This is a genomic window from Roseobacter sp. (assembly GCF_045106495.1).
Taxonomy (GTDB): Bacteria; Pseudomonadota; Alphaproteobacteria; order Rhodobacterales; family Rhodobacteraceae; genus Roseobacter.
Genome location: NZ_JBGCEQ010000050.1, coordinates 1 through 10,839, shown reverse-complemented (window position 1 = coordinate 10,839; position 10,839 = coordinate 1). Strand labels below are relative to the sequence as shown.

Sequence of the window (10,839 nt, the reverse complement as noted above, 5' to 3'; positions counted from 1 at the left end):
GGGGGAATGCCAGCAGCTTCCCAGTGGTGCCCTTCCGAGTCGAGATAAACCTCGTTGGACAAACTTAGTTGCCAGCCATTCGGCAGGCTTCGCGAAAAACCGTCAGACAGTGCGCCGCGCGTCGCCTCTCCAATATGCGTGACATGAGATTGCGATCTTAAGGAAAGCGTCAATACTTCAGCGGCGCTGACCGTCGCCTGGCTGGTCAACAAAATGACATCGCCATCAAAGCTTACCCCTGCGCTCGGCTCTATGGAGACAGGCGTCACGATTGGCTTGTCGGCATCCCCTGCGAATTTAGAGTATGCGAGCACGGGCTGGTTCAAGAAGCGGCTGGCAATCTCGCGCGCGATATAGTCGCTACCGCCAAAGTTCAGGCTGAGATCAAGGACAATCGACCGCGTACCGCGAGATGCGAAATATTTCATGATGTCGTCTAGCAAAGACTGAGTGAGGGCTAGGTTTTCCGACGGGGTCACGGGACCCGACCCAAATCCGTCCATTGCCAACAAAGCGAGGTAGCCAACGTCATCGGTTAGCATGCCATATTGAATACGCTCATTCCCGGCTATTTGTCCGCGGTTGTGAAGAATGTCCTCGGGAATGCTCTGATACCAAAGCGCGTGACGGAACGCGCGTGTGGCGCTTTCAGGATCTTCACCAGCAGCCTGCGCGATGTCGCGCAAATCCTGCAATACACGGGCACGTCCTGGAAATGCAATTTCGCGGTGGCCATCAACTTCGGCGACCAGAGCAACATGACCGTCTTGAATGGGTGCGATGAGCCAGCTCAACTCTTCAAAGAGGGCTTGGTCACTCATGGTGAAATGCACACGCGTTCGGGCCTCGGCCACTCTTGAGGGCCAATCAACATCGTAGAGCGAAAAGAAAGGATAACTGCCCTCGAAATACTCGACAAAGGTGTTGAACACGGTGACTGCATCGATCGGCTGTTTCGTCATGCATACCGATGGAAGTGACGGGCGGCGACGCGCACTGATCCGGTGCGGTTCCAGGGCAAACCTGATGTTGATCCGCTGTCCATCGCCGGATGCCTCGAATTCGGCCCCCGGCAGAAGATCCGCTATCGGAACCATGGTATCCGTCTCAGGAATGCACATGCCAACCCCGCTACTGAATAGGCGGGCAGTTTCTCCGTCGATTTCCAAAACAAAGCCGTAGCCATCCGATTGCCAAACGCCGTCCAGGGAAGGTGCGCCGAGCGCAACTTCGCTGTTGATCCCAAAAAACAAACAGGTTGCCAGCATTATAACCCTCATCTCAATCTCCAAATATCGCTTTAGTTGTCACCGCTTCTTTATCCTCCAAGTGATTTCTGTCATCTCGCGCCATAGGCAGAGACAGATCGTATGGAAGTGGCAGGCGCTACTGTGTGACCTGACTTTGTTCCCAACCAGAATTAGACATGATTTCCGCGCGACCAATGAACGCTTGGGCCGCACGCACGTCTTCCAGAAGATGAAATGCCAGCCATGAGGTTAGGTAGCCCCTGAATCGACCCGCATCATCCGCCAGCTCGATGTGGTCGGCCCCATCAGCAACAGCCAAAACGCGCAGTCCGGGGCCAGTCAGCCCATCAAAGATCGCTTGGTTCAGGCGGATAGGGGAAATGAACTCGTCTTCAGTTCCGGTCATAACAAGAACTGGCACTGTTATGGCGCGCGCATCATAGTTCAGATTGAGCCCAAAGAAATCAATCGCTCTTTTGGTTGGTGTGCCGTGGATCGCCAATGCGGTCGCATTGCGTCCGACTGCAAATCGGGTGTGCGCATTGATTGTACTGACTGCGCCCTGCGAAGACCCAACAAGGGCAAAGATGTTTGGCGAGATACGCTCGAAAAAGGGGTGATCCTGTGTCGCCGACCAAAGATGGGCATTTTCAAGCATTTCGATTGCCCGCACGCCAGATCCCATTTGGCGATCATGGCTCCCCAGGACCGCAATGCCCCACGACGCGAGATGGTGTGCGATAGCATCATATGTGCCGATGGGTTCACCCGTGCCGTTTTGCCAAATGACCAACGGTGCTGGACCAAAGTGATTCTCGGGGAAATACGCAGCCCCACCAGGTTGATCAAAGGTCGCTGGAACCTTGATCCGCGCAACGGTATACGGGCCAACGCTACCATAGCGATACTCGACTTCCTGGGCGGGATCGTAGGTATGGGACGTCGAAGTTGAACATCCGCAAAGCACCAAGAGGGCGATAACAGTTGTTAGTGCATTTGATGCGCGGATTCGAATTCCGTCTGAGAAGATCATTGGGTACTTTCTTGCGTGGTTGCTACGCAAGACCAATGCTCTTCTGCCTATCAGCTGTCGTCCGGTCCTATCGGCACGGAAAAGGATGACGCTATTCTTGCGCCAAGACGTCTCAGGGATTTGTCGGCACGGCTTCGCGAAGAAACGCTTCGATGCTTCGTTTCAGCTGTACAGGGTTGTCGGTGTGCAGCATATGTCCGCCAGGGAGCTTCAAGAACTCGGCTTCGTTGATACGCTCCGCGATCAGTTTCGCGCCATGATGAGTTGCCGTGTCTTTCTTGCCTACAATCACAAGCGTTGGGACGTTGATATGAGGCAGGTATGGACGCCCGTCATAGTATGCCGCGGCCTCCAACGCTGCGGCTATGCGCATGCGGTCCGTACGCGCCATCTGCCGCCGCAACTCTGTGCGGGTTTCCTGACATTGTCCAAGGCCTGGCAGCCACGCGAACCAAGAGGTGGGGATTGATCGAAACACACCAGCGGCGATACTAGCCGAAATCTGCCCGGACAGGCGATCTCGCAACGTGGGAACCGTTTCAATCAAAACGAGCGCTTTGATCTGATCCTGCATCCGCGCTGCCAGTTCCAGCGCGACCATGCCGCCAAGCGAATGTCCGATGAGTACGGCACCTTGCGGCACATCGTTAGAAAGTGCATCCGCATATATCTCTACTCGCGGCGAAGAGACCAACGGCGCGCTCCCGTGACCGGGCAAATCCGGCGTCAGGGCCCGCGGAAACTCCTTGATCATCGGTCCCCATGTGTCGCCAGCCAGCCCTGCGCCATGCAACCAAACCGTATCGAGCTGTGCCAGCGGTGAAACAGGCATACTCGAAAGGCCCGGAATGTCGCGAGGGAGATCTACGATGTGCGGCATGACTGAATGCACCTCTTTTTCATATGGGTTTTGGAGAAGGACTTTTAGCTTAAACGAAGGTGGCGGGAGGGTCGTCCGGATAACCCGGAAGAATGTCCGACCCGAGAGGCGCGGACAGTGTTTGACCTTGTTTCCGTTGAGGCGGGACGAGCTTCAATGTAGGCGTGGGCCCGGTCCGTCCCAACCATAGAGGCAGATACAGCTCATGTCTTTTGACCCCGAGAACATACTGATCGCGTCAGTCATCGCCACTTTCGCCGCTGCAGTGCTTGCGGCAATGGTAAGCTGGTCCCAGAGAAAGATCATTCCATCACGCGCAATGCTCGCCATATTCTTTGCAGCCTTTGCATTAAGTGAGATCGATTCGGTTGCCTTCGTGCTAACCCATGAGATGCTGCCAATCATCCGCGATGGTACGAGGTTTGTGCACTTCGTCGCCAACTTCTGTATAATGCCGCTACTCCTGTTGTACGTGCGGGAGTTGATGGATTTCCGCGGCCATTCCGGCGATGGTGCTGTGCTCCTTCGGCACTTCGCATTGCCAGCCACGGCCCTGATTGCTTCCATCGCTGCAATGGCGCTTCCAGAGGCCACGCGCGAGGTCTGGCATACCGGTGATGCCACAGATGTTGCGATGCCTGGGCTTGGTTTTCTGCACTACATTTTTACGATCCTGACGGTCGTGCTTGTTCTGCAATGGGTTGTCTACGTGATCTGGATCGCCCGCACCCAAGCGCTGCATATCGTACGCTTGAAACAGCATTTCGCCAGCACGGAAGGAATGGAGTTGCGGTGGATCGCCGTCCTTGCAGTAGCGATGGGATTCTACATTTTGCAATCGATGTTTGGGGAAGCTCTGATCATGATGGGTGAGCAGGACCCAATCGGCCCACGCCTCGACAGCATGCTGGTGTTGATCATCGTAGTGGCACTTGCCTTGTGGGGTCTACGGCCATCGCCGGAATTGGATCTCGCCCAGGCTGCTCTGGAGAAGGTAACAGAACATCCGGACAAGAAATATGAAAAGAGCGCTTTGGGAGAAGATCAAGCCGACCGGATCGCCCGAAAACTGTTGCGCGCGATGCAGCAAGACCTTCTGTATCGAGATCCTAACCTGACTCTCAGCGGGTTATCGGGTCATATCGGGGTGTCACTTAACTATGTCTCTCAGACATTAAATCAAAACCTAGGCCAGTCCTTTTTTGAGTTTATAAACGAGTGGCGGGTCAAGGAAGCCGTTCCACTTGTAGAGGCAGGAAAGACAACCGTGCTCGCGATTGCCTACGAGGTGGGCTTCAACTCGCGTTCCTCATTTTATTCTGCCTTCAAGCGGGTCACCGGAATGACACCGACGGCCTACAAGAAATCAAAACCGAAACCGCGGGCCGCAGGCAACGTTAATCAGGTTTCAATAGATCAAACCTGATTGATGCGAGCGTATGGGATAGTGGCCAACACGCTAGGTTAGGATGCCGCCATCTGCCGGAGATGCTAGTTCGGAGCGGTCCCGGGGTCTGGACGGGAAAGCAAGCTGAAGATCATTGGAACTTTAAAGGAATTTTAGTGTTTGTAACGTCTCCGAGACGCAGAAATACCGCGCTTGCCACAGCTGTCTTGATCGGCGTTGTACTATGGTGGAGTGCTACTGACCCGGCTCAGATCCTACAAGTGGATGTTTCGCCCCCCGAAAAGACTACAGCCATAGACATTACAGCTTCGGAGATTGGAGTCTTCTGGCCACCGGACGCGACAGAAACTGAAGTGGCTGTGACCGGTGTCGCAGTGGGTCCGGATGGAAGCGTCTACATTCTCCACCGAGCGGGCCGTCCCTTCAACGCTGACACAACACTGATCCCGGAGCCGGTAATCGTGCGGGTGGATTCAGAAACCCAAGAAGAGATCACACATTTCGGTGCAGGACTGTTTGCGAGTCCACACGGAATATCCGTCGCTCAGGACGGCACGATCTGGGTTGCAGATACGTCTCTGAATATCGTCGTACACCTTGATCAACAGGGTCGACCAATTCGCACCTATGGCGATGCTTACCCGTTATATATGGAAGCGCTTTTGCGTGTGCGCAACCTCTTGCCACGCCTACCTGTCGCAAAGAGTGACGCCACTTTCGCTCGACCGACAGATGTCGTTTCCCTAACGGGCGGTCGCTTTGCCGTCTCGGATGGTTATCGCAACTCAAGACTCGCCGTTTTCGACAGGCAGGGAACGCTTATGTGGCAAGTAAACCGACGGGGTTCCGAACCGAGAGAATTCCACCTGCCGCATGGCATCGCCGCTGATGCTCTGGGCAGTATCTACGTCGCAGACCGCCGCAACGCGCGGGTTCAGGTCTTTTCCGAGAATGGTCAATTACAGCGTGTGATCAGCGGTTCAGAAGCGGGTCGTCCATTCGGTGTCGACGTGGGCCCCTTAGGCTGCATCTTTATTGCAGACGGCGGCGATAGGCTCGATCTTGATGAAGAAGAAACTAAAAACAGCCAACGAGCAGGATTTTCTGTTTTTTCGAGTAGAGGTGAGCCGATCCTACATTATGGCGCAACTGCCGATAAACAGAACACTTTCCAGTTACCGCATGATATTGCCGTCGGTCCCAATGGAAAGGTCTATATTGCCGATCTCTATTCTGATCGTGTGTTTGTTGTAGATCTATCCACCATATGCCAAGCCTAAGTGCTGCAGGCGCTTCAAATTGGATTGGCTTATTGCAGCTCTGCAATGATGACTGCTTTCTGAGTTTACTAGTTGTCCAGACTGACCCCACCGAAACTTGGGCAGCTGGTTTGGAGATCTGTCGCCGTACATAGGGACACACACCCCGTTCACATAAATCTTGTCCGCGCCGACCGACCCGGACGCATCGGATTTCGCGTTCTGGCAGGCAGCGGGCGACAGACACGCTTGTCTGTCATTTCCCCAATAACGAGAAAGAAACATGACATGGCCCATTTTGATCCCAATGCCTTGATCAAGGCCCCGGCACACGCGCTGACAGAGTTCGCGGATCGCGGCCCCGCGCCAGCCGTCTTGATGGAAATCACCCGTGACGGGCTTTCTGTGCGCAACGCCAAAGGCACAGTCGAAATTGGCGGCAGCCAGGCGGCCACCACTGAAAACCGATTTGAGATTGGTTCGCAGACCAAGATGATGACTTCGGTCATCGTACAGCAACTGGTCGGTGAAGGGCTGATCGACTTTGACGTGCCTCTAGCAGATCAAATGGACTTGACCGGCCTCGAAGGCATTGCCAACATCAGTGGAGTCACGGTCCGAGAATTGCTTTCCAATCGCTCCGGTATCCCCGACTTTGATTCCGTGACCGGTCAGTCCGGTTTTCCAGACTATATCGAACAGCTACTAGGCAATCCTGATCAGCCTCTCGGTTCAGATGGTTTACTCGCGATTGCGTCTGGCCAGCCCGCTTCTTTCGCACCGGGTGAAGCCTATGAGTATTCGAACACCAACTACCTACTTTTGCAGAAACTTGTCGAACAGACGACAGGCAATGGTTTTAGCGATGTGCTTTCGGATCGGATTTTCTTGGCCGCTGGAATGGAAGACAGTTCGCTGGGGTCCGCGGGCGATGACGAAGGTCTGCTGCACTCATATACCGACCTTGTTCCGAGCAAGACATTGGAAGTGACAGATGCCCCGTTGGACTTTGGGGCCGCGGGTGGTGTGGTCTCTACGACAGCCGACATGATCCGCTTCATTGACGCGTTGCTGGTGTCGCGGACATTGCTGTCGCTCGACCAATTGGAAGACATGCTGGATTTCCGCACGCCAGACGGCACACCGGGCCTTGATGGAGAAAGCCTTGGCCTGTCCTCTGGCACCCTTTTTGGCCAGCAAATTATCGGGTTTCAGGGCGGAACTCTGGGGACCAACACGGCGACCTTCCTGCATGTCGCATCTGGAACGATTATTTCTATCGCTGCGACGCATTCGGGCGCCGAGCCGACTGAACTATTGGTCAGCGCATTTACCGCAATTTTCGGCGACGAGAGCTGGGCCGTTTTCGATCCATCGGATGAAAGCTTCAGCATTGCCGCAACAGCCGCCGACATCACCTTGGTCGAAGAAAGCGATGCCTTCGGCGCAGTTGAAACAGTTTTCGAGCTGGATGGAGCCAGTCTGTCATTCGAAGGAGGGTTGGGCGAACTTGATACTGGGCGTTTCACCTTTTTGGACAACTCGATCCTTTCGGTCGGCAGCTCGGGAAGGGATCGCATTGATGTACTGCGCGATTCAAAGAAAGCGTCACACAAAGACAACCATCTTGTCGGACGAGAAGGCAATGATGACTTGCGTGGCGGGCACGGCAACGACAAGATTGACGGCGGAACCGGGCGCGATCACCTGCGCGGCCGGGATGGTGACGACGTCCTCAGTGGCGGCGCGGGGAACGACATCCTGAATGGCGGGCACGGCGATGATCAGCTTGATGGTGGCCATGGGCGCGACTATCTGCGTGGCGGCACGGGTAATGATGGTTTGACTGGCGGCGATGGCGCCGACTTGCTGCGTGGCGGTGCTGGTGACGACGTTCTTGAGGGTGGCGCAGGCCGTGACTTCATGTGGGGAGGCAAAGGGACCGATACCTTTGTGTTTCAACTCGACTCAGGCCAGGACCGCATCTTTGGGTTCAATCCAGAGGAGGACCTTTTGGATTTTTCGCAGACCGGACTGACCATCGAAGATCTGGAAATCAAAATAGACGACTCCCTCACAACGATTAGCTATGGTGACGCCGAGGTTTCGATCATCGGCACCTCCTGTGAGCCTTTGATGGAAGATTGTTTCATTTTCTAGTTTCTTCACATTAGAAAATGGCGCGCTTGATTTCCGCGCGCGCCCATCTAATTCTCGTGATGTTTGAAAGCTCTGGTTTCGGAGATAGTTTGACCGGTCCTTGGCTCAAGCCCGCAAACTTGCTTTCCAATACTGTCACGAATGCGCACTGTTCACCGCAAAACGCACATGATTGTAGGGATGTTCTTCTTGGCTTTTCGATTAATCGCTCAATCACGCCCATGTAGCGCGTGATCAGCATCCAAAACGTGTTGCATCTGGCCGTTACGATTTGTCACCCCAGCACGTACCCTTCCAGAAACCAAATCAGCAATCATAGCCGATTCAAATCCTTCGTTCCGACCATCGTGTCCGATCGTTTTGCCCGGTTCAACAAAAACACCGTGGGCGACACCGGTGGTCACTGGCGTGATCATTTGCTTGGCCAAGTCGGAGGGCAACAACGCAGCGCTATCCCCGTTGAGAGAAACAATAATCGAGCGCATGATCCTGATCAAATCTGTTGCACTGGCCCAAAGGCCGGCGGCCGCACTTTCTGGATGGCGGACAAAACCTCCTGGTATCGGCTGCCCGTCCTCTAGAAAACCATTGGCATGGGACCTACGCGGCTCAAGTTCGAATGTTGCGTCTGTTGCACCGATCGGGTTCAGGATCTGCGAAGACGCATAGTCGGAAAAACTCACATCCACGACGTCCTCAATAAGACACTGCAATACGGTGGTCCCTCCGCCACTGTAGTTATAGCGCTTGAACAACCGCCGCTCTGTACGAATGGCCGGTGATGTGGCTGGGTATTGTCCGTTCAGAATGTCGATGAGGCCAGGGATGTCGTCATTGACCCCATACCCCATGAAACCGTGAATGTTCGTCCCGGCGGTATGCGATAGGAGTTCCGAGATCGTTGTCCTGTCACTGCGCGGACCAGTCAATCGCCATCGCTTGAGGTACCCGTTAACTGGTTTTTTGAGCTCGACATGCCCATCCCGAACCAGCGTAAAGACCGCCAGGGCGGCCACAGTCTTGGAACATGAAGCCACCTGAAACAGCGTTCGGTCATCGACCGGCGTGCCAGGTGCAGGCATACCGCCATGCGTCAACCGAAGCCCATCGTTTGTCAGATCGGCAATCTGCCACCCCGTCTGATCGCCTTCTTCAGCGAACGAAGCTGGTGCTACTGTTGCTGCGAGCGAAGCAAGCCCGGCAAGGGTAAAAACTCTTCGATTCATTGGATTCCTCATCACTATGATTTTTGATGGAATCCGCCAAATGTGAAGGGTCCCGTACCAACCGTAGCTTCGAAAAGTGGGTGGATCGCCCGATCCTATAGGGCCGAAATGCTAAACGCCCGCTGACGTATGTTCGATAGGTTCAGAAAATCGATAGGTGTCTTTGTATATAGGAGAGAACACTTAGTATTGTGCTTTCCTTTAGAGGAGGACGAACGCCGCTCTTTATCTTGTCAGACTGTATCCAGTTCGGTTGCCCGGATTTAAATGATACACAGATAAATGGGATGCTAACTATGACCATACTTGTTGAAGAACCCACACAACTTCCGATCTCTTCCGGATCAAACACATCCCGACAACTACTTGCGATCTTCAGTGAGTTTTTCGCGCTGGTTGCCCTATTGGTTGCTGTTGTTGTCGTTGTCTCGATTGACGTACGATTTTTCGAAAACAACTTAGCTGAATTCTCACTGACCGAATTGATTCAATGCATGCTGATCCTTGGGATGGCCTTGATATTTGCATGGCATTCACATTGCGACACCAGTTCGCGGGGCTTCTTGATCGCAGTTACAACCTTGTTTACCTGTATGTTCATCAGAGAGAACGATGTTTACTTTGATTTGATAACCCATGGTTTTTGGGTTGTTCCGGCTGGAATCATTGCAACCAGCGGCGCTATGGGTTGCTATCTCAACAGGGCCAGTTTGGTGGCACCTTTTCTCGGTTATTTTGTGAAGCGCCACACGACTTTCATACATATTGGTTTCCTTATCCTGATAGTGTTTAGCCGCCTGTTTGGAACAGGCTCGCTCTGGCAATCTGTCATGGGACAAGACTATAACTCCGTCTTCAAAACCGTCGTGCAGGAAGGGCTGGAGCTGCTTGGGTACTCCTTTATGGCGTATGGAACATTTATGTCCTTTGCCAAACGCGAGGGGCTTACTTAAAAGCTCGTGTCTTTGAGGCGGATCTCTGTTGGTAGTCTTTTATCAGACAGCCAACTGCGGATCGTCTGTACCAACAGGGCCTCACGCGTCACAAAATGCAACATCTTATATCCTCTCGAAACTAAGGTTTGGGAGATTTGAGCTGCTCTTGGTTGCCAGCCGACGGCAGACCTTAGGACGGCTCTTACCACTTGTCAGAATTGGTACATGATCGCGATCTCCTCAGAGGCGACACGCCTCGACTCGACCAGCGGGCTTTCAGCATATGCTGTGCCAAAATGTTCGTAAGATAACGTGCCGATTAAAGCTGCATTTGCTGAAAGTTGAGCATTCGGGATTAGCGTTGAACCTGCTGCATAAGCATTTCTGATAGAATTTGGCTCGGCTGGAGTCACCCCGATGAGGTATGAGTTTAGATTACGATCGCGGTAGCGAAGACCTACTGACGCATCGAGTTCGGCAGACCATGCGAAGAGGGTCTTTCCCATTTGAACCGGCGCCTCATATCCCCCGTCGGAGGTAGGGATATCGCAAAGAAATGACGCTTGGGCGTACAGTTCGTTTGCAAGTTTGCACCCCACCGAGAATCCTACTTCGATCACTGTATCACGGTTGAGTCCCTCAAACAGAGATGTGCTCGGAAAGTCAGATGCAAAGCGCGGCGCAAGCT

General features: G+C 53.7%; 9 protein-coding genes. 4 read left to right on the top strand and 5 right to left on the bottom strand.

Features of this window, described 5'->3' with window-relative positions:
- The 3 genes from AB8B75_RS20735 to AB8B75_RS20725 form a co-directional block, all read right to left on the bottom strand.
- Positions 1-1,280: S41 family peptidase (locus AB8B75_RS20735; protein ID WP_405364908.1), on the bottom strand; the 1,280-nt coding region annotated here is incomplete at its 3' end.
- A 106-nt stretch (positions 1,281-1,386) separates the two neighbouring features.
- Positions 1,387-2,283 carry an alpha/beta hydrolase family protein gene (locus tag AB8B75_RS20730; RefSeq protein ID WP_405364906.1) on the bottom strand — a complete coding sequence of 299 codons (897 nt, stop codon included), beginning with the start codon at positions 2,281-2,283 and terminating at the stop codon, positions 1,387-1,389.
- A gap of 112 nt (positions 2,284-2,395) precedes the next feature.
- On the bottom strand, positions 2,396-3,163 hold the full coding sequence (locus tag AB8B75_RS20725; RefSeq protein ID WP_405364904.1) for an alpha/beta fold hydrolase: 768 nt from the start codon (positions 3,161-3,163) through the stop codon (positions 2,396-2,398).
- 205 nt (positions 3,164-3,368) lie between these two features.
- On the opposite strand from AB8B75_RS20725, the gene AB8B75_RS20720 reads away from it, so the two are divergent.
- From AB8B75_RS20720 to AB8B75_RS20710, 3 genes are all read left to right on the top strand, one after another.
- The gene (locus AB8B75_RS20720) at positions 3,369-4,589 is read left to right on the top strand and encodes a helix-turn-helix domain-containing protein (protein WP_405364902.1); all 1,221 of its coding nucleotides are present in this window, start codon (positions 3,369-3,371) and stop codon (positions 4,587-4,589) included.
- A gap of 137 nt (positions 4,590-4,726) precedes the next feature.
- Entirely contained in the window at positions 4,727-5,851 is a 1,125-nt protein-coding gene (locus AB8B75_RS20715) for a peptidyl-alpha-hydroxyglycine alpha-amidating lyase family protein (protein WP_405364900.1), read from the top strand.
- A 267-nt stretch (positions 5,852-6,118) separates the two neighbouring features.
- Positions 6,119-7,990: a serine hydrolase gene (locus AB8B75_RS20710; RefSeq protein WP_405364898.1), complete on the top strand. Its 1,872-nt coding sequence runs from the start codon at positions 6,119-6,121 to the stop codon at positions 7,988-7,990.
- Between the two features lie 209 nt (positions 7,991-8,199).
- Here AB8B75_RS20710 and AB8B75_RS20705 read toward each other — a convergent pair whose 3' ends face one another.
- The gene (locus AB8B75_RS20705; RefSeq protein WP_405364896.1) at positions 8,200-9,216 is read right to left on the bottom strand and encodes a serine hydrolase domain-containing protein; all 1,017 of its coding nucleotides are present in this window, start codon (positions 9,214-9,216) and stop codon (positions 8,200-8,202) included.
- A 296-nt stretch (positions 9,217-9,512) separates the two neighbouring features.
- On the opposite strand from AB8B75_RS20705, the gene AB8B75_RS20700 reads away from it, so the two are divergent.
- Positions 9,513-10,169, top strand: a complete 657-nt coding sequence (locus AB8B75_RS20700) for a hypothetical protein (protein ID WP_405364894.1) — start codon at positions 9,513-9,515, stop codon at positions 10,167-10,169.
- A 194-nt stretch (positions 10,170-10,363) separates the two neighbouring features.
- Here AB8B75_RS20700 and AB8B75_RS20695 read toward each other — a convergent pair.
- On the bottom strand, positions 10,364-10,839 hold a 476-nt coding region (locus AB8B75_RS20695), incomplete at its 5' end, for a MipA/OmpV family protein (RefSeq protein WP_405364892.1).

Excerpts from the sequence above, each read along its gene's own strand:
- AB8B75_RS20700 (WP_405364894.1), top strand. The coding sequence starts at position 9,513 with ATGACCATACTTGTTGAAGAACCCACACAACTTCCGATCTCTTCCGGA.
- AB8B75_RS20730 (WP_405364906.1), bottom strand. The coding sequence starts at position 2,283 with ATGATCTTCTCAGACGGAATTCGAATCCGCGCATCAAATGCACTAACA.
- AB8B75_RS20710 (WP_405364898.1), top strand. The coding sequence starts at position 6,119 with ATGGCCCATTTTGATCCCAATGCCTTGATCAAGGCCCCGGCACACGCG.
- AB8B75_RS20705 (WP_405364896.1), bottom strand. The coding sequence starts at position 9,216 with ATGAATCGAAGAGTTTTTACCCTTGCCGGGCTTGCTTCGCTCGCAGCA.
- AB8B75_RS20720 (WP_405364902.1), top strand. The coding sequence starts at position 3,369 with ATGTCTTTTGACCCCGAGAACATACTGATCGCGTCAGTCATCGCCACT.
- AB8B75_RS20725 (WP_405364904.1), bottom strand. The coding sequence starts at position 3,163 with ATGCCGCACATCGTAGATCTCCCTCGCGACATTCCGGGCCTTTCGAGT.